The organism is Actinomadura sp. (assembly GCF_044508335.1).
Classification (GTDB): Bacteria; Actinomycetota; Actinomycetes; order Streptosporangiales; family Streptosporangiaceae; genus Spirillospora.
In genome coordinates, this window is the sequence record NZ_JBIQHY010000026.1 from 42230 (window position 1) to 64678 (window position 22449).

Consider the following 22449-nt stretch of genomic DNA (forward strand, 5'->3'; position numbering starts at 1 on the left):
GGCGGCGGCACCGGCGGCGGGGTCGGCAGTGGATGCTCGTCCATGCCCCACCCCTACCCCGCGGGCGCGCGGCTGACCGCGTCCCGGGACGTCATGTGCGCCTCCGCGCCGGACAGGGCAGGATGGGGGCCATGAGGGAAACCCGAGCGACCGCAAGCGGGTTGCGCACGGCGATCGAGCGCAGCGGTTACTACCCGGCCCTGGTCGCGGACGCGGTCGAGTCGGCCGTCGGCGACGAGCGCGTGGTCGCCTACGTCGTCCACCATGAGGCGACGTTCGACCCCGCGATGGAGGTGCGGCGGCACGTGACGGTGCTCGTGCTCTCCGCGAGCCGGCTGCTGGTGTGCCACACCGACGAGCATCCGCCCGGCGAGGGGATGGCCCAGCCGCACGCGTCCACCACCACCGAGGCCGTGAAGCTGGAGCGCGTCCAGTCGGTCGCGGTGACGCGGGTCGTCCCGGACCCCGCGTCCTACGTGCCGGGCGTGCCGCCCACCGAGGTCGTGCTGACCATCGGCTGGGGCGCCATCGCCCACATCGACCTCGAACCGGCGACGTGCGGCGACGAGAACTGCGAGGCCGACCACGGCTACACCGGCAGCGTCACCGCCGACGACCTGTCCCTGCGCGTCAGCGAGGCGGCGGACGGCGCGGACGCGGTGGCCCAGGTGCTGGCGTTCGCCGAGGAGCTGTCCGCCGCGACCGCCCGGTGACGGCGCCGCCGCGGCCGCCCGTCCCCCGGTACGGGACGGGGTCGCTCGCCGACGTGCCCGCCTCGGTGCTGGCGGCGCTGGGCGTCCCGGGCGCGGAGAACGTGCTGGGGCTCCCCGGCCTGCCGCGCGCCTGCGTCCTGCTCGTCGACGGGCTCGGCTGGGAGCAGCTCAAGGCGCACCCGGACGAGGCGCCGTTCCTGAACGCGATGGACGGCGGCCCGATCACCGCCGGGTTCCCGGCGACGACCGTCACCAGCCTCGCGTCGCTGGGGACGGGCGCGCCGCCCGGCGCGCACGGGCTGCTCGGCCTGCAGGTGGCGATCCCGGGCGCCGGGCGGCTGCTGAACTGCCTGCACTGGAAGGACGACGACCCCGACCCGGTGGAGTTCCAGCCCGTCCCGACCGCGTACGAGCGGGCGGCGGCGGACGGCGTCGAGGTCGGGTACGTGTCGCTGCGGCAGTACAAGCGGTCCGGGCTGAGCCGGGCCACGGCCCGCGGCGCCGACTACCTGTCCGCCGACAGCCTCGGGCAGCTCGTCGGGCGCGCCGAGATGGCGCTGCGCCGGGGCGACCGCGCGTACGTCACCGTGTACCACGCCGACCTCGACGGGACCGGGCACCGCTTCGGCGTCGACTCCGCCGACTGGCGGTACCAGCTGCGGTTCGTGGACATGCTCGTCCAGCAGATCGCGTCCGTCCTGCCGCCCGGTACGGCCCTGTACGTCACCGCCGACCACGGCATGGTCGACCCGGCCGAGCGGGTGGACGCCGACACCGTCCCCGAGCTGCGGGAGGGGGTCGCGCTCCTCGGCGGCGACGCCCGCTGCCGCTACGTGTACAGCGAGCCGGGCGCCCACGGCGACGTGCTCGCCGCGTGGACGGCCGTGCTCGGCGACCGGGCCTGGGTCGTGCCGCGGGAGCAGGCCGTCGCGGACGGCTGGTTCGGCCCGCTCGGCGACGGGATGGCCGAGCGCATCGGCGACGTGCTCGCCGTCCCGCACGGCGACCTCGCGATCGTCGCGTCCGAGCGGGAGTTCTGGCTGAAGCGGATGGTCGGCATGCACGGCTCCCTCGTCCCCGCCGAGCAGCTCGTGCCGCTGCTCACCGCGTCCCGCCCCTGACCCCGCCCGAGACGCCCCGCCCGAGACCCGCCCCCGACAACCGCGGATGTGAGATGAACCAGCCTTCGCCCCTCCCTAATCCGGGCATCGGCGGTCAAACTGGCCGTGTGCACCCTCTCATCGAAGTGCCCGCACTGGACCGGCTGCTGCGACGCCAGTCGCCCGTGATCCTGCTGGACGTCCGATGGCATCTGGCGGGGCAGCCGGGGATCGAGTCCTACCGCAAGGGGCACCTGCCCGGAGCCGTCTTCATCGACCTCGACCGCGACGTGACCGGGCCGCCCGGCCCAGGCGGCCGCCATCCCCTCCCCGACCCCGCCGAGTTCGAGTCGGCGATGCGCCGCGCCGGCGTGTCCCAGGACGGCCTGGTCGTCGTCTACGACGACGCCGACTCCACGTCCGCGGCCCGCGTGTGGTGGTCGCTGCGCTACTTCGGGCACGAGCGGGTCCGCGTCCTCGACGGGGGCTACCGCGCCTGGACGGAGGCGGGCCTCCGGGTCAGCACCGCCGAACCCGAGGTGAAACCGGGCGACTTCATCGCCAAGCCGGGCCGCCTCCCCGTCCTGGACGCGGAGGGCGCCGCCGAGCTGGCCAGAGCGGGCGTCCTGCTCGACGCGCGCGCGGCCGAGCGCTACCGCGGCGAGCAGGAACCCGTCGACCCGGTCGCCGGGCACATCCCGGGCGCCCGGAACGCCCCGACATCCGGCAACGTCGGGGTTGACGGCCGGTTCCTGCCGCCCGAGCTGCTCCGCGAGCGCTTCGCGAAGCTCGGCGCCACCGACGCCCTCGACGTCGGCGCCTACTGCGGCTCCGGCGTCACCGCCGCCCACGAGATCCTCGCCCTCAACCTCGCCGGCATCCCCGCCGCCCTCTACGTCGGCTCCTGGTCCAACTGGGTGGCCGACCCGTCCAACCCGGTGGCCACCGGCGACCACTGACCCGCCGGGCCGTCAGCCGGCGCCCATGGCCGCGAAGCCCAGAGTGGCCGGGGTGCGGGGGAGGGCCGCCAGCGCCCGGGACGGGGCCACGCCGGACGCCGCGGCCTCGTGGAAGGCGGCCATGAACTCCGGGGTGGCGTCGTCGCGGACGGGCGTCACGCTGGCGATCACCGTCGCGGCGCCGAGGGCGAGGAGCGCGCCGGCCATGCCGAGGACGGCGTCGCCCTCGTCCGCGCGGCCGATGTCGCAGGCGGACAGGACGACCAGGCGCGGCGGCGCGGTCAGCTCGTCCAGGTCGTGCACGGTCAGCGGCCCGTCGGCGAGGCGCAGCCGGGAGAACAGGGCGTTGCCCTCGCGGAACTCGCCGTGCGCCGCGATGTGGGCGAGGGCGGCGCCGTCGAGGGCGTCCCGGACGGGCTCGGCGCGCGCGTCGGGACCGCACAGCACGCGGGCGCGCGGGTGGAGGCCGCGCAGGGCCGCGACCTCGCGGCCGGCGTGCCGCAGGCCGGGCCCGGCGACCAGAACGGTGTGCCCGGCGGAGGGCGCCGCCGCGTGCGCCCGAAGCCAGGCCCTCGCGGACGGGACGAGCGTGAACGGCCGTCCGGCCAGCGACGGGAGCGCCGCCCACGGCAGGCCGTGCAGCGCGCCCGTCGGGGCGATCACCAGGTCGCGGTCGCCGAGGACGTCGCGGAGGGGACCGAGCAGCAGGCCGTCGAGGCGCCCGGCCGCGCCGGTCAGGGCGGCGAGCGACTGCGGGTCGTCGCGTTCGGCGAGGTCGCGTTCGGCGAGGCGGCGCGCCGCGAAGCGGAGCAGGCCGGTCTCGTGGGCGACGCCCTCGCACGTGCCCAGACGGCGGCGGCGGGGCCGGCCGTCCGCGACGGTGACGGCGTGCAGGTCGCCGCCGATCGCGACCAGCTCGACGAGGGCGCGGTCCCCGAGCGCCGCGGCGATCTCGCCGGCCTCGGCGGGACGGGGCGGGGACGCGCCGGACGGGCGGAGCCGTGTCCGGGAGCGGATCCGCGCCTCCAGCGCCGCCAGGTCCGGCGACAGCGCGGACGGGACGCCGCCCCGCGCGGTGTCGGCGGTGTGGTCGGCGCTCAGCGCGCGCAGCGCCGTCAGCGCGGCGGCGCGCTCGGGATCCCTCGGCGGGCGGACCCGGACCGGACGCGCGATCGCCCGCCGCCGCTCCTCCACGGCCAGCAGCTCCTCCGCCGACCGGGCCAGGCCGAGGCCGAGTCCGGCCAGCTCGGTGGCCAGTCCCGCCGCGCGGGCGCGCAGGTCGAGCGCGCCGAGCACCTCCGCGTGCTCTTCGGCGATCCGCAGGCCGGTGTCGACCGCCGCCACCGCGCCCCGGTGGTCGTGCCGGGCCGCGCGTTCCAGGGCGAGGGCGTGCCAGGTGGCGATCCCGGTGCGGCCGCGCGAGCGTCCGACGCGGGACAGCAGGTGCCCGGCGGGCCGGCCCAGCGCCAGCGCCACGCGCGCGGCCACGATGCGGGCCTCGTCGGCGGCGTCGGGCCAGCCGCCGCTCTCCAGCCGCTCGGCCGTCGCCGCGGCCGACCGGAGCAGGACGGCAGAGCGCTCACCGGACGCCCACCTGGCTTTGAGCAGGACGTGCTCGGCCAGGAGCATCCATCCGGTGCGCTCCTGCCGGCCGAACGTGGTGCGGGCGTGCTCGGCCGCGTCGGTGGCCTGCTCGGGGTTGCCGTCGGCCAGTTCGGCGTGGGCGAGCAGGAGGTGGCCGTCCGCGACATCGCATCCGTACCCGTTCGCCATGGCCGCGTCCAGGGCGGCGGTGAGGACGGGACGGGCCTCACCCGGCAGACCCGCCATGATGAGGGTCTCGGCCTGGTCGAACCGGCACTGCGCCAGGCGTTCACCGCTCAACGCGGGTTCGGCCTCTGCGAAGAGGCGAAGCGCGCGCGGGACGTCCCCACGCCGCGACACCGCGAACGCCAGGTTGCCCTTGGACATGGCCGTCTGGTGCCGCAGCCCGGCGGCCTCGCCCACCGCGACGGCCTCCGACAGGGCCTCCTCCGCGCCGTCGTAGTCACCGCGGAAGGCCAGCGCCAGACCCAGGTTGGTGAGGAGACCGTTCAGCACGGCCGGGTCGTGCCCGCCGCGGAGGCGGGGCAGGGCGCTCGCGGCCGCGTCGCGCGCCTCGTCCAGCCGTCCGGCGCGGGCCAGCGCGCACGCCGTGTTCGCGGCCAGCCGGTCCGCGTCGGGGCCGTCCAGGACGGCCTCCGCCTCGCGCGCGTGGGCGAGCGCCGCGTTCACGTCGCCGCGCGCGGTGAGCAGGCCGACGAGGTTCATCCGCACCTGCGCCGCCGCATACCCCTCGGCCAGGCGCAGCGCACGGTCGAGGTAGGCGAGGCCCTCGTCCAGCCGCCCCAGCTCCTTGGCCGCCAGCCCCGCCACCCGCAGCGCCAGGACGTCGTCGCCGTCGCCCAGCAGGTCCTGTGCGCGCGCCAGGGCGGTCGCGGGGTCCATCGCCGCCAGCCGCAGCAGCGCCCGCTCGCCGCCGGTCACAGGCGGATCCAGCTGGTCACGATCGAGGAGCCGTCCTCCAGCCGGAACACCAGGCTGACCAGGCCCTGCGGGACGCCCGGCACGCAGAACAGCCCGGCGGGCTCGGCCCGCGCCGTGATCCCGCCGGGCGGCAGGTCCCGGTGCCGGACCTGGACGTCCGCCGCCGAGGACGGGACGAGCCGCCCGGTGATCTCCCGGTGCCGGCCGTGTTCGGCCACCTCGATCTCCACCGTCGAGCCGGGGCACGCGAACGTCAGCGTCCGGCCCGCCGCGCCCCGCACCCCGGCCGCGGCCCGGCCGGTCCGGTCGCGGGTCAGCTCCGCCAGCGCCGCGGACGGCGTCCGCCACGCGATCGACGCCCGCGCCGCCGCCAGCACGTCCGCCGGCACCGGGTCCAGGATCTCGAACGCGTCCCGAACCCCGGACATCAGCTCGTCGTCGTTCACGGGACGAGCCTCCGCAGCGCGTCCAGGCACCGCGCCCGCGTCGGCGCCACGCTGCCGACCGGGATGCCGAGCGCGGCGGCCAGCTCCGCGTGGCTCGGCGCCAGCGCGAACAGGCGCAGCAGCGTCCGGCAGCGCCGCGGCAGCGCGTCCAGCGCGGCGCCGACCCGGCCGAGCCGCTCGCGCGCCGCGACGACCCGGTCGGGGCCCGGCTCCGGCCGCCGCGGCGCGGGCACCAGCGGCAGGTCGCGGCCGCGCCGCCGCACCAGCCGCAGGCTCTCGTTCCGCGCCGTCGTGGCCAGCCAGCAGCCGGTCGCGGCCGGGTCCCGCAGCCCGTCGATCCGCTCCACCAGCCGCAGCCACGTCGTCTGCACCACGTCGCCCGAGTCGGCGTCGTTCAACCCGTGCGAGCGGGCGATCGACCACAGCAGCGGGCTGTGCCGCTCGACCAGCAGGGCCCACGCCTCACCGTCGCCGTCGCGCGCCCGCGCCACCAGCTCGTCCGTACCGTCCCTCTGGGCCACCGAAGTCTCCTCCCGAGGCCCCCCGCTCCGTGTTGACCCTATGCCATCGGGCGCTGACCGTCAGTAGGTTCCGCGGGTCCGGTGCCGGAGCGCGGCGCCTCCGCGTGCCGGTCGACGGCCACGCCGAGGCCGGCGAGGACCGGGTGCGACGCCGGGTCCAGGACGCGGTCGGCCGCGGTGACCGCGTCGACGCCCTCGGCCGCGGCGCGGGCGGCGATCCGGCCCGCGACCGCCGGCGCCGCGAACGACGTCCCGCTCCACACGGCGTAGCCCTGGAACAGGTCGGGGTCGACGCCGCGCACGGGCGGCCGCGTCCCGTCGAACGACACGAACGTGCTGGCCACGCCGACGCCCTGCGCGCACGCGTCCACCCACCAGCCGTGGTTGGAGAACCAGGCCCGGTCGTCGCCGTCCAGCGCCGCGACGCCGACGACGGGCTTCATCGCCGCCGGCCAGAAGGGGCGGTCGGTCGCCGAGTTGCCCGCGCACGCCACCACGACGGTCCGGCGGCCGAGCGCGGCCAGCGCCCGCGCGACCACCGGGGACGGGCGGTCGTCGTAGGTATGGCAGCCGAGCGAGATGTTGACCACGTCGGCGCGCCCCCACTCGGCGAGCCAGTGCAGCGCCCGGACGACGTCCAGCTCGTCCCCGACGCCGTCGCCGCCGATGACGCGGCGCGCACGCAGCCGCGCCCCCGGCGCCCGGGCCAGCACGACCCCGGCGATGAACGTCCCGTGCCCGGCCTGGGCGTCCAGTTCGAAGTCGAGGTCGGCGTCCAGGACCTCCGCGACCTCCGCCCGCTGCTCCCGGTACCAGTCGGTCTCCGCGTACCAGGGATGCGGCGACAGGCCCGTGTCCAGGATCGCGACCGTCACGTCGCGCCGCACCGGGACCGCCCGCGGCCGCGGCACCGGCGCCGCCGGACGGGGCAGGTCCGCGGGCCCGCTCCACCACATCGGCTGGCCGAGCACGAGGTGGTTGGGCGCCGCGCTCAGCCGCCGGAACCGGGTGTCCGCCGACAGCAGCGCGGCGAGCTCGCACACGTCCACCTTCGCCGGGGCGCGCAGCCGCAGCCGCGTGACGCCGCGCTCCTCCTGCCGCGAGTCGTACCAGCGCCGGACGAGGTCCTGCGCCGCGCCCGCGTCCTCCCCGGCGACCAGGATCTGGTCCCGCCGGATCAGCGCCGGCCGCCCCGGCAGCGGCTCCACCACCGCGGCGTCGGAATGCCGGGCCAGCACCCGGTCCAGCCGCGCCTGCTGATCGAACATCGGTCCTCGCTCTCACCCGCGACCCCCACGCGCACATGGTGCCGGATCCGGCCACCTTCCGTCACCGGCCGTGGACGCTGAGTCGCCAGCCCCGGGCCTGCGCCCTTCCGCCCGCTGACCTGCCCGCGAGCGCCTCGTCCCTGCGCGCGGGGCCCCGCGGATGACGTGCATCGCATGGTCAAGCGTTCAATAAACAGCGGTTCCCCGGTGGTGCGAGACGTGCCGATGATGCACAATGAGGGACGCGGACGCCGACTTGGGACGTACGAGGCCGTAGGGGAAGACGAGCCTCGGTACAGATCCAGGAGGTCCGGTGACCGCACGTGGCGTCTTCTACGTCCACTCCGCGCCGCCTGCGCTGAGCCCGCACATCGAGTGGGCCGCCGCAGGTGTTCTCGGTGTGCCCGTTTCCCTTGAATGGGCGGACCAGGCGGCCGCGCCGGGAACGCTGCGCGCCGAGCTTCATTGGGAGGGCAGGCCGGGCACCGCCGCCGGCATCACCTCGGCGCTGCGCAATTGGAAGCTCGTGCGGTTCGAGGCGACCGAGGATCCGACGCCCGGCACCGACGGCGTCCGGTTCAGCTTCACCCCGTCCCTCGGGGTCTTCTCCGGCGTCATCGGGGCCAACGGCGACATCCTCATCCCCGAGGACCGCCTCCGCGCCGTCATGGCCAACGCCGCCAACGGCAAGGCGTCGCTGGAGCACGAGCTGGAGCGCCTCCTCGGCACCCCGTGGGACAACGAGCTGGAGCCCTTCCGCAGGGCCGGCGACGGCGCGCCCGTCCGCTGGCTCCACGCCGCCGTGTAAGGCCCGCCCGCCTGCCCCGCCGACGGCGGGCCGGAGCGTGCCCGCCCCGCAACGCGCACGCCCCCCGCCCGGCAGGCGACGGGCACGCGGGAACGCGTCGCGCATGAGAACGGCCCGGCGGCTCGAAGCCGCCGGGCCGTTCGTGTCCGGGCCGTCGCCCGGCGCGTCAGATGGCGCGCTGGAAGGCGACCGACACGTTGTGGCCGCCGAAGCCGAACGAGTTGTTCAGCGCCGCGGCCGGACCGTCGGAGATCTTGCGCGGCTCGTCCCGGACGATGTCCAGGTCGGCCTCGTCGTCGAGGTCCTCCAGGTTGGCGACGAAGGGGATGAGGCCCTCCTTCAGCGCGAGGACGGTGAACACCGACTCCAGCGCCCCGGCGCCGCCGAGCAGGTGCCCGGTCATCGACTTGGTGGCGGTGACGGCCACCTGGCGGGCGGCCTCCTCGCCGAGGCCCGCCTTGATGGACGCGAGCTCCGCCACGTCGCCGGCCGGGGTCGACGTCGCGTGCGCGTTGATGTGCACGATGTCGGTCGGCTCCAGCCCGGCGTCCTTGAGGGCGCGCTGCATCGCCTTGGCCTGGCCCGCGCCGCTCGGGTCCGGCAGGACGATGTCGTAGGCGTCGCCGGAGTAGCCGCAGCCGGCCGCGATGCCGTGGACGCGGGCGCCGCGGGCGCGGGCGTGCTCCTCCGACTCCAGGATCAGCACCGCCGCGCCCTCGCCGAGCACGAACCCGTCGCGGTTCTTGTCGTAGGGCCGGGAGGCGCGCTCCGGCTCGTCGTTGCGGGTCGACATGGCGCGCATCGCGCCGAACGACGCCATCTGCAGCGGGTGGATGCACGACTCGGTGCCGCCGCAGATCACCACGTCGGCGCGGCCCGCGCGGATCATGTCGATGGCGTAGCCGACGGCCTCGCCGCTGGACGCGCAGGCGCTGACCAGGGCGTGCGAGCCGGCCATCGCGCCGAACTCGATGCCGACGTGCCCGGACGCGCCGTTCGGCATCAGCATCGGGACGGTGAAGGGCGAGACCCGCGACCAGCCCTTCTCCTTGAACACGTCGTAGCTGTTGAGGGCGGTGTGCAGGCCGCCGATGCCGCTGGAGAACACCACGCCGAGGCGCTCGCCGTCCACGGCGAAACCGCCCTCGACGCCGGCCTTGTCCATGCCCTTCTGCGGCTTGCCGCCGGCGGGCGGCGCGAACCCGGCGTCGGTCCACGCCTCGCGCGCGGAGATCAGCGCGATCGCCTGGTTGCGGTCGAGGCGGCGCATCGCCTGCCGCGGGATGACCTCCTCCGGCTGGACCTTCAGCGTCGCGGCGAACCTGACCGGCAGGTCCTCGACGCCCTCCCAGTCCAGGGGGCGGACCCCGGACTCTCCTGCGAGCAGGGCGGACCAGGTCGACGGCAGGTCTCCGCCGAGAGGGGTCGTTGCACCGAGACCGGTCACCACGACTCTGGTCTGGCTCTTGCTCATAGTGGGTGCTCCTTGCGGACTGTGAGGGGAGGAAGGTCGGGCGCGCCGCCTCCGGCCGGAACGGCGGCGCGCCCTCCCCGCGGATCTAGCTCTGCAGGTTCTGGACGAAGTTGATGACGTCCTTGACCGTCTTCAGGTTGCGCAGCTCGTCGTCGGGGATCTCGACGCCGAACTGGTCCTGCGCGGCCACCGCGATCTCCACCATCGACAGCGAGTCGATGTCGAGGTCGTCGATGAAGTTCTTCTCGGGGGTCACCTCGGACTTGTCGATGCCGACGATGTCGTCGATGATCTCGGCGAGGCCGTCCAGGATCTGCTGTTCGGTGGCGACTGCCATGGTTCTGCGTTCTCCTTCGGTGGGTGGTTGGTCCAGAGCCTGCGAGCGGCGTGACGGCCTACGGGATCTGGATGACTTGGGCAGCGTAGGACAGTCCGGCGCCGAACCCGACCAGCAGGGCCGGGGCGCCGGACGGAACGTCGCCGCGTTCGATCATGCGGGACATCGCCAGCGGGATCGAGGCGCCGGAGGTGTTGCCCGACCGGACGATGTCGTCGGCCACGACGGCGTTGGACGCCTTCACCTTGCGGGCGATGGCCTCGATGATGCGCAGGTTGGCCTGGTGCGGGACGATGGCCGCGAGGTCCTCGGGCTTGACGCCGGCGCGCTCGCAGGCCGCCAGCGCGACGGGCGCGATGGCGGTGGTGGCCCACCGGAACACCGCCTGCCCCTCCTGCCGGATGAACGAGTGCCGGTCCTCGATGATGATCTTGTCGTACTTGTCGCCGGCGCTGCCCCACACGACCGGGCCGATGCCGGCCGAGTCGCTGGCCGCGACGACGGCCGCGCCGGCGCCGTCCGCGAAGATGATGCAGGTGGAGCGGTCGGTCCAGTCGATCCACTGGGACATCTTCTCCGACCCGATGACCAGCACGTTGCGGGCGCTGCCGGACCGGACGGCGGCGCTGGCGGTCGCGAGCGCGTAGCAGAACCCCGCGCACGCGGCGTTCAGGTCGAACGCGCCGGGCGCGTCGATGCCGAGGCGGTGCGCGACGAGCGCGGCGTGGCTCGGCATCGGCGACTCCGCCGAGCACGTCGCGAGGATCACCAGGTCGATGTCGGACGGGTCGAGGCCGCTGTTGGCCAGGGCCTTGCCGCCCGCGTGCACGCCCAGCTCGACGATGCCCTCGTCGTCGCCGGCGATGCGCCGCTCGGCGATGCCGACGCGGCTGCGGATCCACTCGTCGCTGGTGTCGACCAGCTCGGCGAGGTCGTCATTGGTGACGACGCGGGCCGGCCGGTAGCCGCCGAACGCCAGGACGCGGGAGCCGGCGGTCATCTCGGGGATCTGGAGCGCGGCGGTCATGACGCGTCCGCCTTGATCAGCTCGCGGGCCTTGTCCAGGTCCGCGGGGGTCTTGAGGGCGACCAGCTCGACGCCCTTCAGCTCGCGCCGGGCGAGGCCGGTGAGCGTCCCGGCGGGCGGCAGCTCGATGATCGCGGTGACGCCGAGGTCGCGCATGGCGGCCATGCACGAGTCCCAGCGGACGGGCGCGCTGACCTGGTCGACGAGCCGGGCGACGAACTCCCGGCCGGACGCGATGACGGCGCCGTCCCGGTTCTGCAGCAGCTTCGTGCGCGGGTCGGCGACGGGCGCGCCGGCCGCGAGGCGGCGGAGCGTCTCGACGGCGGGCTCCATGTGCTCGGTGTGGAAGGCGCCCGCGACCGACAGCGGGCGGAGCCGCGCCTTGGCGGGCGGCTCGTCGGCGAACCGCGCGAGCCGCTCCGTCGTCCCGGCGGCGACGATCTGGCCGGCGCCGTTGACGTTGGCGGGGGTGAGCCCGTGCTTGTCGATCGAGGCGAGGACCTCGTCGGGGTCGCCGCCGAGCACGGCGGTCATCCCGGTCTCGGTGACGGCGGCGGCCTCGGCCATCGCCCTGCCCCGCTCCCGGACGAGCACCAGCGCGGCCTCGGGGGTCAGCACCCCGGCGATCGCGGCGGCGGCGAGCTCGCCGACGCTGTGCCCGGCGACCGCGTCCGGAACCGCGTCCCGGGCCGCGTCCTCGTACAGCACCTCGTAGGCGGCGAGCGCGGCGGCGACCAGCAGCGGCTGCGCCACGGCGGTGTCGCGGATCTCCTCGGCGTCCGCCTCCGTCCCGTACCTGACCAGGTCCAGCCCGGTGACGGCCGACCACCACGCGAGCCGATCGGCGACTCCGGGTATCTCGAGCCATGGCTGCAGGAAGCCGGGGGTCTGGGCGCCCTGGCCGGGCGATGCGAGGAGAATCACAGCGTCCAGCCTGCCGTCAATGTCCCCCGACCTCGATACCGATCACGACGAAGTTTGAGGAGCGGGCTTTGTACGACCCCTACAAGACCCCTATATAGGGGTTCAGCGGTTCTGGAAACGCCCCAAAACGAGGGCTATGCGGAGGGTGAAGGCGTTGCGCCCGTCGGTGGGGGCGAGGCCCGTCAGCTCGGTGACTCGCCGCAGGCGGTACCGGACCGTGTTGGGGTGCACGAACAGGAGCCGCGCCGTCGCCTCAAGGGACGACCCCTGTTCGAGATAGGTGGTGAGCGTGTCGAGCAGGGGTGCGCCCGCGGCGAGCATGGGGTTGTAGACGCTCTCCACCAGGTAGCGGCGGGCGTCGTCGTCGCCGTCGAGGGCGCGTTCGGGCAGCAGCTCGGTCGCCTGGACGGGGCGGGGCGCGTCCGGCCAGCCGGCGGCGGCGCGCAGCCCGGCGACGGCGGCCTGGGCGGAGTGGGTGGAGTCGTAGAGGTCGGGGACCTGCGGGCCGACGACGACGGGCCCGGGACCGCACTTGGCGGCGATGGGGCGGGCCGCCTCCATGGGGTCGGTGTCGCCGCCCACGATGACGATGACGCGGCGCCCCTGGACGCCGGCCAGCACGTCGGCGCGCGCGCGGCGCGCCGCAAGCTGCATCTGGTCGATGGTGACCTCGGGCTCCTCGTCCTCCGGGGTGAACCCCGCGATGACGGTGACCGGCTTGGACGTCCAGCCGAGGGCTGCGGCCCAGGAGTGCATGCCGTCGTCGACTTCGCCGCGCAGGACCGCGTTGACGACGAGGGCCTCCAGCCGCGCGTCCCAGGCGGCGCGGGTCTCGGCGGCGCGCGCGTAGACCTGCGCCGCGCCGAACGCCACGTCCCGCGTGTAGCGGAGGATCGCCTCGCGGAGCTGGGCCTCGCCGCCGGGCGCGGCCAGCTCGTCCAGCCGGGTCTCCACCACCTCGATGATGACGCGGATCATGTCGATGGTGTGGTGCAGCTTGATGGAGCGCATCAGCTCGCGGGGCGCGGTGCCGAACACCTCGCCGGCGATGGCCGGGCGCGTCTTCTCGTTGTTCTTGAACCACTCGACGAACGCGGCGATGCCGGCCTGCGCGACGAGACCGATCCAGGAGCGCTGGTCGGCCGGCATGCGCCGGAACCAGGGGAGCTGCTCCTCCATGCTCGTCAGGGCCGCGGTGCCGAACGTCCCCATCGCCTTCTCCAGGCGCTGGGTGGTCTGCTCGCGGATTTCGGTCTCGTGCGCGGTGTCCACCACCCCAGGGTGCCACCAACGCGGCGATGACCCGTCCTCAAGTGAGCAACGGGGTCACCCATCGCTTACCTGCGCGACATTGCCGAGGGCGATGCCGGTGAGGTTGCGCAGGGGCGTCGAGCCGGGCGCGAGGTAGTCGCTGTGGCCGCCGGATCCGGCGTCGAACACCCGCGCGCCGAAGTCGGGGGAGACCGGGTCGGGGCCGAGCCCGAGCCCGAAGATGCGCACGTGGGGGACGTCCTCCATCCAGTCGGTGGCGCCTCGTCCCGCCCAGACGCGGGCCGTGCCGCTCAGCTCGGACGCCGACCAGGCCGTCGTGCCGGGGCTCCCGTAGAGCGCGATGTCGGTGACCTGGCGCCAGGCGGCGCTGCCGGGGCCGTCCATCGCCGCGCGGCCGCACACCACCGAGCCGTAGCTGTGGCACAGCAGACCCACGGTCGCGCCGGGGTTCACCCGATGCAGTCCCGTGAGAAAACGGCGGAGCTTCCCGGCGCCTTCGGACGCCCTGTCGTCGGTGAGGACGTCGCTGCTGAACGTCTTGGGCGCGGCATAGCCGAGCCAGGCGACGACCGCCAGCCCGGGGTCCGGCGACATGGAGCGGGCCTGCGCGTACACGGCGCGCGCACCGCCGCCCGGCGTCGACCACGGCTTGGCGCCCCGCTCGTCGAACGCGGACAGCGTGGTGTCGGCGCCCGGGACGAGGATCGCGACGCGCCGCGCCCTGCTGATGTCGCCGATGACCTCGATGGCCCGCCCGCGGCCGCGCGGGTCGAAGTACAGGAAGCGGCGGCCGGGACGCAGGAACGCGCCGAGGGCCCTGCCGCGGTCCGCGTCGCCGACGTCCTGAGCGGTCTTCAGCGCCCGCTCGATGGCGCGGCGCTCGGCGGCGTACCGGACGTCCAGCGTCGACGGGGCCATCGTCGGGACGGGGACGGGGCCCGCGTAGGGGTCGGCGTGGCCGGTCCCGGCCGTCGTCAGCATGATCACGCCGACGGACGCGGCGGCGGCGAGGAGCCTGCGCGGCCGCCGGGGTCGCCGGTCCCCGCGCGACGCCCGGGCGGGCGTCCTCGGCGTCCTGCGGTGCGGCGGCATCCTGCCTTTTTCTACCATCCAAGATCTTTACGCGGGCGGGACGGCCCCCGTTCGAACCGGCCCGCCAGGACCGTGATCACGGTCAGCGCGGCCGCGCAGACGGCCAGCCACGGAAGGCGCATCAGGATCCACTCCGGCCGGCCGGGTGCGGTGTGCACCCCCTGCAGGCTACCCAACGTGAGCAGCGTCACCGCCGTGACGCCCATCAGCGCGGTCTGGTGCCACAGGAAGACCGTCATCGCCGGCCGGCCGGCCCTGCCGACCGCCGCGCGCACCCGGGCGTGTCGCGTCCAGCGGGTGAGCGGCCCGTGCAGCAGCACCGCGAGGCCCGTCTGCGCGAGGCCGAACGCGACCGCGGCGAGCGTCGGCGGGCTGAGGTTGGAGACCGGCGCTCCCGGCACGCCGACCATGGAGGCCGGATATCCGGCGAACAGGACCAGCAGCGCGGTCGCCGCGGCCCCGCCGCCCAGCAGCGCGAGCCCGGCCCGGCGGGAGCGCAGCGCGCCGCCCGCCCAGCCGAGGCCGAGGTAGTAGGGCAGCAGCCAGGCGGTGAGGACGGTGGCCCAGCCCGTCCAGCCGGGCGCGCCGAGCGCGAACCGGCCGAGGTCGATCGCGGCGGTGGCGGCGACGGGCAGCGCGGCGCCCCGGAGCCCGAACCGCTCCCAGGCGGCCGCGATCAGCGGGGTGAGCGCGGTGAGCGCCGCGTACACGCACAGGAACCACAGCGGGCTGACGACCAGCTCGATCATCGTCCGGACGGTGCCGGCGGAGAACCCCGCCCACCACAGCCCCGCGGCGACCGGAACCCAGGCGAGGGCCAGGACGGGCAGGGGCCGCGCGAACCGGGCCAGCCGCCGCCGCATCAGCGCCGCCCACGCCTCGCCGGGGCGGCTCGCCTTCGCCGCCGAGTACCCGCCGACCAGGAAGAACACCGCGAGCGTCTGGAAGACCCAGGAGACGGGCGCGAGCTCCGGCATCGTCCTCAGCGGGCTGGTCACGTGCAGGTCGCGCCCGGACGGGTCCGCCACGAAGGCCGTGACCAGCCAGTGGCCGAGCACCACGCCGAGGATCGCGAAGACCCGCAGCGCGTCCACCGCGTGATCGCGGACGGGCCGGGGCGCCCGGGCGGCCGGCGGCGTCCTGGGCGGTGTCGTTTCGCGGAGTTCGGTGTCAGGCACGGGTGACCTCCGCGGGGCGGCCCAGGGCGATCATGGTGAGGTTGCGGAGCGCCGGGGAGCCGGGTTTGAGGTAACCGCTGTGCGGGCCGGTGCCGGCGTCGAAGCGGAGTGCTCCGAAGGCGGGCGAGACGGGGTCGGCGCCGAACCCGATGCCCGCGAGGCGGACGTTCGGCACGAAGCGCATCCAGTCGCCCTTCGCGCGGGCCGCCCATATGCGCGCGGACGTCCCGAGATCGGCGGCCTTGTCCTTGGTGGTCCCGGGGCTGCCGAAGAAGGCGATGTCGTCCACGGGCAGGGAGGCGACGCGCCGGGCGGCCTTCGCGCAGACGACCGACCCGTAGCTGTGGCAGAGGAGGGCGAACCGGGCGCGCCCGTTCACGCGGTGGACGCCGGCGAGCAGGCGCTCCAGACCGCGTGCGCCGTCCTGCGCCTTGCCGTCCGTCAGGACGGCGGCGCTCAGCGTCGAGGGCGAGTCGTAGCCGAGCCAGGCGATCACGGCGAGGCGCGGGCCGGGCGCTACGGCGCGGCCCGCGCCGTAGAGGGCGCGGCCGTCGCCGCCGGCGAACTTGGGCGCGTCGAAGTCGGCCAGCGTGTTGTCCGCGCCCGGCACGACGACGGCGATCCGGTCGGCGTGCTCCAGATCGCCGATGACTTCGACGGCCCGGCCGTCGCCGCGCGGGTCGAAGGCGAGGAACCGCCTGCCCGGGGCCAGGAAGGCGGACAGCACCCGCGTCCGGTCCCCGTCGTGGAGGCGCTCCGCCGTCGCCAGGGCGCGGCGGATGTCCCGCCCGGCGGCCTGGTAGCGGGCGCCGAGGGTCGCGGACGAGAGGGCGGGGACCGGCGCGGGGGCGGCGTACGGTTCGGCGGAGCGCGCCGCCGGGAGCGCCGCGCCGACCGCGACGAGCGAGAGTGCGGCGGCGGTGGTGCGGGCACGCGGCATCCGGTGCGTCCTTCCAGGTCAGTGGCTTGCGGCACTGACCAGGAAGCTAGGAACCGAACGCCCGGTCGCAGATCAACCGGCGGAGTGAACTTGCCGCGTACGACCGGGGGCTGACGCCTCGCGCGCAGGTATCAGCGGCGGGGGCCGCTCGCGCGTCGGGATCAGTCGCCGGGGCGGACCAGCCCCACCTCGTAGGCGTAGACGATCGCCTGCGGGCGGTCCCGGAGCCCCAGCTTCATCAGGATCCGCCCGAAATGCGTCTTGACGGTCTGCTCGGCGACGACGAGCTTCGCGGCGATCTCCCCGTTGGACAGCCCCCGCGCCACCAGGGCCAGGACCTCCGTCTCCCGCTCGGTCAGCGCGTCCAGCCGCGTGCGGGACGGCGCGCGCGGCCCGCCGAGCCGGGAGAACTCCGCGATCAGCCGGCGCGTCACCGACGGCGACAGCAGCGCGTCGCCCGCCGCGACGACCCGCACCGCGTCGGCCAGTTCGGTCGCGGACGCGTCCTTCAGCAGGAACCCGCTGGCGCCCGCGCGCAGCGCCGCGTACACGTAGTCGTCCAGGTCGAACGTGGTCAGCATGAGGATCTTCGGGGCGTCCCCGGCGGCGCCGCCGAGGATGCGGCGGGTCGCCTCCAGGCCGTCCAGGACGGGCATGCGGACGTCCATCAGCACCACGTCGGGGCGCAGCTCGGCGACCCGGCGCACGGCCTCCTCGCCGTCGGCGGCCTCGCCGACGACCTCGATGTCCGGCTGGGCGTTCAGCAGCACGCCGAACCCGGCGCGGACCATGCCCTGGTCGTCGACGATCACGACCCGGATCGTCACGTCGTCTCCCGCGCCTTCACCGGCAGCGTGGCGGTCACGGCGAATCCTCCCTCGGGGGTGGGGCGGGCGGTCAGCTCACCGCCCAGCGCGGCGGCCCGCTCCCGCATCCCGAGCAGCCCGTGGCCGCCGCCCGGCAGCGGCGGGTGCGGCGCCTGCCCGGCGCCGGGCGGGCCGTTGACCACGCCCAGCCATACGATGCCACCCTCGCCGTCGTCCCGGGAGACGCGGACCTCGACCCGGGCGCCGGGCGCGTGCCGCATCGCGTTGCTCAGCGCCTCCTGCAGGATCCGGTAGGCGGTGAGGCCCACGCCCGGCGGCAGCCCGGCGAGGTCGCCGTCCAGCCGCGCCTCGACCCGCAGGCCCGCGCTCCGGGCGTTGCCGATCAGCTCGTCCAGCCGGTCCAGGCCCGGCTGCGGCGCGGTCTCGGCGCCGTCCTCGGCGCGCAGCACGCCGAGGACGCGGCGCAGCTCGGTCAGCGCGTCCAGCGCGGTCGCGCGGATCTCGGCGAGGTCGGCCCGGGTCTCGTCCGGGAGGGCCTCCACCTTGTAGGGGGCCGCCTCCGCCTGGATCGCGATCATCGACATGTGGTGGGCGACGACGTCGTGCAGTTCCCGCGCGATCCGCTGCCGCTCGGTCAGCACCGCCTCGGCGTCCTGGTGCCGCCTCTCCTGCTCGGCCAGCTCCCGCCGCGCCGTCCGGCGGACCCGGACGGCGTAGCCGACCGCCAGCGGCACCATGAGCAGCACCGACGCCCCGGGCGCGGAGTCCGCGTCCTTGATCCACACGCCGGTGAGCGACAGGACGGCGACGCCCAGGGTGATGTCCCGCGAGCAGCGCACCGTCACCGTGTACAGGCACATGAGCGCGGCGAAGGCGCCGCCCTCGGTGTACTCGATGCCCGGCGGCCACGGGAGCAGCGCGAGCAGCGCCAGCGCCGCGAAGCTCAGCCGCCAGGCCGCCAGCGGGTGCCGGTCGCGCAGCGCCAGCGGCGCGGTCACCAGGGCCGCGACCAGCAGGGCCGCGCCGTCCCCGGGGTAGTCCGCGGCGGCGGCGCGCACCGGCTCCTTCAGCATCGAGCTGGTGCCGCTGATGAGCAGCAGCGTGAGGAAGAACCAGAACAGGTTCACGACCAGCCCGAACGGCAGCCGCCCGACGCCGAGGAACCGCGTCCACCGCAGCCCCGCCGGCCATGGCCGGTCGAGCGGCGGCGCCGGCTCGGCCCGGCCCGTCGCCAGGGCGGCGAGGATCCCGTCCCGCAGTACCGCCCGCAACGGGTTCGTCCGGTCGCCGACCATGACGACCAGGCTAGAGACCTGACGGGCATACCGGATGAAACCGTGGTGGGACACCGCGCGTAGTACCTGGGTACGGTGCGAGGCGTGGAGCCCGTCGAAGCGCTGCGCCGCATCGCGTTCCTGCTGGAGCGCGCCCGCGAGCCGACCTACCGCGTCCGCGCGTTCCGCGCGGCCGCCGACCTCGTCGAGCGCACCTCCCCGGACGAGCTGGTCGGCCGCGCCCGCGACGGCACGCTGACCGCGCTCCCCGGCATCGGCAAGGTCACCGCGCTGGTGATCGAGGAGGCGCTGCGCGGCGAGACCCCCGTCTACCTGCGGCGCCTGGAGGCCACCGAGGGCGAGCCCCTCGACGAGGCCGCGGCCGCGCTGCGCGCCGCGCTCAAGGGCGACCTGCACACCCACAGCGACTGGTCGGACGGCGGCTCGCCCATCCTGGAGATGGCCGAGACCGCCCGCGGCCTGGGCCACGAGTACCTGGCCCTCACCGACCACTCGCCGCGCCTGAAGGTGGCGAACGGCCTGTCCGCCGACCGCCTCCGCCGCCAGCTCGACGTGGTCGCCGAGCTGAACGCCGGCCTCGCGCCGTTCCGCATCCTCACCGGCATCGAGGTCGACATCCTGGAGGACGGCACCCTCGACCAGGACCCCGGCCTCCTGGAGCGCCTCGACGTCGTCGTCGCCAGCGTCCACTCCAAACTCCGCATGGACCGCGTCGCCATGACGAAGCGCATGGTCGCCGCGATCGCGAACCCGCGGGTGAACGTCCTCGGCCACTGCACCGGACGCATCGTCAAGGCCGGCGGCAGGCGCGGCGGGCTGCGCCCCGAGTCGGAGTTCGACGCCGCCCTCGTCTTCGACGCCTGCGCCGCCTACGACGTCGCCGTCGAGATCAACTCCCGCCCGGAGCGCCTGGACCCGCCCAAGCGCCTGCTGCGCCTGGCCGTCGAGGCGGGCTGCCGCTTCTCGATCGACTCCGACGCCCACGCTCCCGGGCAGCTCGACTGGCAGCCCCACGGCTGCGAGCGAGCCGCCCGCTGCGCCGTCCCCCCGGCCCAGGTGGTCAACACCTGGCCCGCCGACGACCTCCTCACCTGGACCCGCTCCAAACTCTGACCCCACCCCCCGGCTCGGGGCTCACCTATTTGGTGTTCAGGTTGTTCAAGAGGTGAGGGAGCAGGTGTTGAGGAGGTCTCCGGACGTGGGGCGGGGGAGTGTGGCGCTCGCCGGCGGGGGTGTGCCGTCCCGCGTCCAGGACTCCAGGGCCGTGAAGGCCGTGCGCATGCAGGGGAGCAGCGGGCGCAGGCGGTCGGGGTAGGTGTCGTAGAGGCCGTCTACGTGGTTGGCGGCCTCCAGGCGGTAGTAGCGGTAGGGGGCCTTTCCGCGGGTGCGGACGAGTTTGGCGTAGACGTCGGAGTCGGTGCTGATCGGCAGTAGCGAGTCGTAGGTTCCCTGGAGGGTGATCAGGGGTTTGCGGATCTGGCCGGTGAGGGAGATCCGGGCCACGGCGCGGTGCACCTTCTTCGGGCGGGCGGCGTAGTTGTAGTCGGCCTCGGCGCCGGTGTAGGCGGGGTCGAATTCTTCGCGGTAGATGCGCTGGGTGAGTTCCCAGTAGACCTGGTCGTGGAATGGCCACAGGAATTCCGAGCCGGGGGCCAGGCCCGCCTTCAGGAGCGCCTTGTGCGCGGCCGGGTCGCCGGTGGCCGCGTAGGACGGGTAGGCGCGGAGAATGGCCGGCAGGTAGGTGAACAGGTTCGGGCCTTCGGCGCGCCAGAGGGTGCCTTCCGCGTCGATGCCGCCGTCGTAGAGTTCCGGGCGGTTCTCCAATTGCCAGCGGACGAGGTAGCCGCCATTGGAGATGCCCGCCGCGTAGGTGCGGCGGGGGGAGTGGCCGTAGCGCTCGCGGACGACCTTCTTGGCGGCGCGGGTCAGCTGGGTCAGGCGGTGGTTCCATTCGGCGATGGCGTCGCCCGGGCGGCGGCCGTCCTCGTAGAACTCCAGGCCGGTGTTGCCCTTGTCCGTGGCCGCGTAGGCGTAGCCCTTGCCGAGCGCCCAGTCGGAAATGGTGACGTCGTTGGCGTACTGGCGGCGGTTCCCGGGGGAGCCGGCGACGACGAGGCCGCCGTTCCAGCGGTCGGGCAGGCGGATGACGAACTGCGCGTCGTGGTTCCAGCCGTGGTTGGTGTTGGTGGTCGAGGTGTCGGGGAAGTAGCCGTCCAGCTGGATGCCGGGGACGCCCGTAGGGTTGCGCGTCCCGGTGGCGTGCAGGCCGGCGTAGTCGGCGGGGACGGTGTGCCCGGACGCGACCGTCCCGGCGGTCGTGAGGTCGCCCAGGCGGGCCGAGACCAGCTTCTCCGCCCCCGGCACGGTGAGCGGGCGTTCCTGCGCGTGCGCCGGTGCGGCCAGGGCGGCGGCGACGGCGCCGGCGGTCAGGACGGTGCGGACGAGCATTCCGCCTCCTCGGGGTGGGACGTGGGGTGCCCGCCATGGTGAGGGGCGGTCGTGGTCGCGGCCACGTGGCCCGCCCACATATCGTCCGGAGCCGTCATGTGCAGGCGGTCGTGACCTGCGTGTGATGTGGAGCACTGACGTATCGGACGGTCCGAATGTGGGGGCCGCTCACATGGTTCGGTCCGCGGGTGCGACCTAGCGTTCCCGGACACGGCGGCCCGGTGTGCTCCGGGTCACCTCGAAGGAGCGTGAGGAGGGCGCATGGGCGGTCCCGTTCAGGATGCCCCGGTGGTGAAGGCGCCGGTTCTCGAAGCGCGGGGTCTGGTCAGGGAGTTCCGCGGTTTCCGGGCCGTGGACGGCGTGGACCTCGACATCGGGGAGGGTTCGGTCCACGCGCTGGTCGGCCCCAACGGCGCCGGCAAGACGACGCTGTTCAACCTGCTCACCGGGTTCCTGAAGCCGACCGCGGGCAGTGTCCGGCTGGGCCGGCACGAGCTGGCGGGCCGCACCCCGGAGCGGATCGCGCGGCTCGGGCTCGCCAGGTCGTTCCAGATCACCAGCCTGTTCGCGGAGCTGACGCCGCGCCAGCACGTGGAGCTGGCGCTGGCCGGACGGTCCGGGCTCGGCTGGCGGTTCTGGCGCTCGGACCGGGCGCTCGGCCGCTACGCCGGCCGCGCCGCCGAGCTGCTCGACCAGGTCGGGCTCGCCGATCACGCGGACATCGCGGCGGGCGCGCTGGCCTACGGCCGCAAGCGTGCGCTGGAACTGGCGCTCGCGCTGGCCCTGGACCCCAAGGTCCTGCTGCTGGACGAGCCGACCGCCGGCATGGGCGTCGAGGACGTGGAACGCACCATCGAACTCGTCCGCAAGATCCGCGCGGGCCGCACCGTGGTCCTGGTCGAGCACAACATGAACGTGGTCGCCAGCCTCGCCGACCGGGTGACCGTCCTGCAGCACGGCAAGGTGCTGGCCGAAGGCCCCTACGCCGAGATCCGCCACGACCCCCGCGTCGTCACCGCCTACCTCGGAGACTCCAATGCTGCGCATTGACGGACTGTCCGCCTGGTACGGCGAGGCGCAGGCGCTGCGTGATGTGTCCCTCCACGTCGAGGAGGGCGAGATCGTCACGCTCGTCGGACGCAACGGCGCCGGCAAGACCACCCTGCTGCGCTCCCTGATGGGGCTCCATAAGGGAACGTCCGGAACGGTCCGTTTCCTGGACGAGGACATCTCCTCCCTCAGCTCCCACAAGCGCGCGCGCCGCGGTCTGGGTTACGTGCCCGACGACCGCGGCA

Annotated in this window: 22 protein-coding genes; 7 read left to right on the plus strand and 15 right to left on the minus strand. The window is 74.9% G+C overall.

All coding sequences use genetic code 11. The features are described 5' to 3' along the window. Positions 1 to 131: 131 nt before the first annotated feature. The 3 genes from ACIWVC_RS12555 (at position 132) to ACIWVC_RS12565 (ending at position 2772) form a co-directional block, all read left to right on the plus strand. A complete protein-coding gene (locus tag ACIWVC_RS12555; RefSeq protein ID WP_396447084.1) occupies positions 132 to 713 on the plus strand; it encodes a DUF5998 family protein in 582 nt (193 codons plus the stop codon). Then, entirely contained in the window at positions 710 to 1834 is a 1125-nt protein-coding gene (locus ACIWVC_RS12560; RefSeq protein ID WP_396447085.1) for an alkaline phosphatase family protein, read from the plus strand. Before ACIWVC_RS12555 ends, ACIWVC_RS12560 begins: the two co-directional genes overlap by 4 nt. A 107-nt stretch (positions 1835 to 1941) precedes the next feature. Beyond that, entirely contained in the window at positions 1942 to 2772 is an 831-nt protein-coding gene (locus tag ACIWVC_RS12565; protein ID WP_396447086.1) for a sulfurtransferase, read from the plus strand. 12 nt (positions 2773 to 2784) lie between these two features. Here ACIWVC_RS12565 and ACIWVC_RS12570 read toward each other — a convergent pair whose 3' ends face one another. Genes ACIWVC_RS12570 through ACIWVC_RS12585 form a run of 4 tightly spaced genes read right to left on the minus strand, consistent with a single transcriptional unit; the run spans position 2785 to position 7533 of the window. Further along, the gene (locus ACIWVC_RS12570; protein ID WP_396454157.1) at positions 2785 to 5298 is read right to left on the minus strand and encodes a CHAT domain-containing protein; all 2514 of its coding nucleotides are present in this window, start codon (positions 5296 to 5298) and stop codon (positions 2785 to 2787) included. After that, positions 5295 to 5744, minus strand: a complete 450-nt coding sequence (locus ACIWVC_RS12575) for a hypothetical protein (RefSeq protein ID WP_396454158.1) — start codon at positions 5742 to 5744, stop codon at positions 5295 to 5297. Before ACIWVC_RS12575 ends, ACIWVC_RS12570 begins: the two co-directional genes overlap by 4 nt. Further along, entirely contained in the window at positions 5741 to 6265 is a 525-nt protein-coding gene (locus ACIWVC_RS12580; RefSeq protein WP_396447090.1) for an RNA polymerase sigma factor, read from the minus strand. Before ACIWVC_RS12580 ends, ACIWVC_RS12575 begins: the two co-directional genes overlap by 4 nt. A gap of 38 nt (positions 6266 to 6303) precedes the next feature. Continuing rightward, the gene (locus tag ACIWVC_RS12585) at positions 6304 to 7533 is read right to left on the minus strand and encodes a S8 family peptidase (protein ID WP_396447091.1); all 1230 of its coding nucleotides are present in this window, start codon (positions 7531 to 7533) and stop codon (positions 6304 to 6306) included. 313 nt (positions 7534 to 7846) lie between these two features. On the opposite strand from ACIWVC_RS12585, the gene ACIWVC_RS12590 reads away from it, so the two are divergent. After that, on the plus strand, positions 7847 to 8341 hold the full coding sequence (locus tag ACIWVC_RS12590; protein ID WP_396447092.1) for a DUF3145 domain-containing protein: 495 nt from the start codon (positions 7847 to 7849) through the stop codon (positions 8339 to 8341). A gap of 166 nt (positions 8342 to 8507) precedes the next feature. Here ACIWVC_RS12590 and ACIWVC_RS12595 read toward each other — a convergent pair whose 3' ends face one another. The 10 genes from ACIWVC_RS12595 to ACIWVC_RS12640 form a co-directional block, all read right to left on the minus strand. Beyond that, on the minus strand, positions 8508 to 9815 hold the full coding sequence (locus ACIWVC_RS12595) for a beta-ketoacyl-[acyl-carrier-protein] synthase family protein (RefSeq protein WP_396447093.1): 1308 nt from the start codon (positions 9813 to 9815) through the stop codon (positions 8508 to 8510). Positions 9816 to 9900: 85 nt separating this feature from the next. Next, positions 9901 to 10152 (minus strand): acyl carrier protein, encoded by a 252-nt coding sequence (locus ACIWVC_RS12600; protein WP_067636232.1) that lies wholly within the window; start codon positions 10150 to 10152, stop codon positions 9901 to 9903. Between the two features lie 58 nt (positions 10153 to 10210). Beyond that, positions 10211 to 11179, minus strand: a complete 969-nt coding sequence (locus tag ACIWVC_RS12605; RefSeq protein ID WP_396447094.1) for a beta-ketoacyl-ACP synthase III — start codon at positions 11177 to 11179, stop codon at positions 10211 to 10213. Continuing rightward, positions 11176 to 12102 (minus strand): ACP S-malonyltransferase, encoded by a 927-nt coding sequence (locus ACIWVC_RS12610; protein WP_396447095.1) that lies wholly within the window; start codon positions 12100 to 12102, stop codon positions 11176 to 11178. Before ACIWVC_RS12610 ends, ACIWVC_RS12605 begins: the two co-directional genes overlap by 4 nt. Before the next feature lie 102 nt (positions 12103 to 12204). Then, a complete protein-coding gene (locus tag ACIWVC_RS12615) occupies positions 12205 to 13374 on the minus strand; it encodes a PucR family transcriptional regulator (protein WP_396447096.1) in 1170 nt (389 codons plus the stop codon). 54 nt (positions 13375 to 13428) lie between these two features. Continuing rightward, complete coding sequence (locus ACIWVC_RS12620) at positions 13429 to 14484, minus strand: alpha/beta hydrolase (protein ID WP_396454159.1); 1056 nt, start codon at positions 14482 to 14484, stop codon at positions 13429 to 13431. Further along, positions 14478 to 15644 (minus strand): acyltransferase, encoded by a 1167-nt coding sequence (locus tag ACIWVC_RS12625; protein ID WP_396447098.1) that lies wholly within the window; start codon positions 15642 to 15644, stop codon positions 14478 to 14480. The genes ACIWVC_RS12620 and ACIWVC_RS12625 overlap by 7 nt, the downstream gene beginning before the upstream one ends. Continuing rightward, positions 15637 to 16584, minus strand: a complete 948-nt coding sequence (locus ACIWVC_RS12630) for an alpha/beta hydrolase (RefSeq protein WP_396447099.1) — start codon at positions 16582 to 16584, stop codon at positions 15637 to 15639. The genes ACIWVC_RS12625 and ACIWVC_RS12630 overlap by 8 nt, the downstream gene beginning before the upstream one ends. A 161-nt stretch (positions 16585 to 16745) precedes the next feature. Next, a complete protein-coding gene (locus ACIWVC_RS12635) occupies positions 16746 to 17411 on the minus strand; it encodes a response regulator (RefSeq protein ID WP_396447100.1) in 666 nt (221 codons plus the stop codon). After that, entirely contained in the window at positions 17408 to 18706 is a 1299-nt protein-coding gene (locus tag ACIWVC_RS12640) for a sensor histidine kinase (protein WP_396447101.1), read from the minus strand. Before ACIWVC_RS12640 ends, ACIWVC_RS12635 begins: the two co-directional genes overlap by 4 nt. A gap of 84 nt (positions 18707 to 18790) precedes the next feature. On the opposite strand from ACIWVC_RS12640, the gene ACIWVC_RS12645 reads away from it, so the two are divergent. Further along, the gene (locus ACIWVC_RS12645) at positions 18791 to 19819 is read left to right on the plus strand and encodes a PHP domain-containing protein (protein WP_396447102.1); all 1029 of its coding nucleotides are present in this window, start codon (positions 18791 to 18793) and stop codon (positions 19817 to 19819) included. Between the two features lie 45 nt (positions 19820 to 19864). On the opposite strand, the gene ACIWVC_RS12650 is transcribed toward ACIWVC_RS12645, so the two are convergent. After that, entirely contained in the window at positions 19865 to 21154 is a 1290-nt protein-coding gene (locus ACIWVC_RS12650) for a tannase/feruloyl esterase family alpha/beta hydrolase (protein ID WP_396447103.1), read from the minus strand. 261 nt (positions 21155 to 21415) lie between these two features. Here ACIWVC_RS12650 and ACIWVC_RS12655 point away from each other — a divergent pair, with 261 nt between their 5' ends. Continuing rightward, positions 21416 to 22204, plus strand: coding sequence for an ABC transporter ATP-binding protein (locus ACIWVC_RS12655; protein WP_396447104.1), 789 nt, complete (start codon positions 21416 to 21418; stop codon positions 22202 to 22204). Next, positions 22191 to 22449 (plus strand): ATP-binding cassette domain-containing protein (locus ACIWVC_RS12660; protein ID WP_396454160.1); only part of this gene is annotated, 259 nt, incomplete at its 3' end. The genes ACIWVC_RS12655 and ACIWVC_RS12660, both read left to right, overlap by 14 nt.

Excerpts from the sequence above, each read along its gene's own strand:
- ACIWVC_RS12555 (WP_396447084.1), top strand. The coding sequence starts at position 132 with ATGAGGGAAACCCGAGCGACCGCAAGCGGGTTGCGCACGGCGATCGAG.
- ACIWVC_RS12585 (WP_396447091.1), bottom strand. The coding sequence starts at position 7,533 with ATGTTCGATCAGCAGGCGCGGCTGGACCGGGTGCTGGCCCGGCATTCC.
- ACIWVC_RS12595 (WP_396447093.1), bottom strand. The coding sequence starts at position 9,815 with ATGAGCAAGAGCCAGACCAGAGTCGTGGTGACCGGTCTCGGTGCAACG.
- ACIWVC_RS12600 (WP_067636232.1), bottom strand. The coding sequence starts at position 10,152 with ATGGCAGTCGCCACCGAACAGCAGATCCTGGACGGCCTCGCCGAGATC.
- ACIWVC_RS12605 (WP_396447094.1), bottom strand. The coding sequence starts at position 11,179 with ATGACCGCCGCGCTCCAGATCCCCGAGATGACCGCCGGCTCCCGCGTC.
- ACIWVC_RS12620 (WP_396454159.1), bottom strand. The coding sequence starts at position 14,484 with ATGGTAGAAAAAGGCAGGATGCCGCCGCACCGCAGGACGCCGAGGACG.
- ACIWVC_RS12630 (WP_396447099.1), bottom strand. The coding sequence starts at position 16,584 with ATGCCGCGTGCCCGCACCACCGCCGCCGCACTCTCGCTCGTCGCGGTC.
- ACIWVC_RS12640 (WP_396447101.1), bottom strand. The coding sequence starts at position 18,706 with ATGGTCGGCGACCGGACGAACCCGTTGCGGGCGGTACTGCGGGACGGG.
- ACIWVC_RS12650 (WP_396447103.1), bottom strand. The coding sequence starts at position 21,154 with ATGCTCGTCCGCACCGTCCTGACCGCCGGCGCCGTCGCCGCCGCCCTG.
- ACIWVC_RS12655 (WP_396447104.1), top strand. The coding sequence starts at position 21,416 with ATGGGCGGTCCCGTTCAGGATGCCCCGGTGGTGAAGGCGCCGGTTCTC.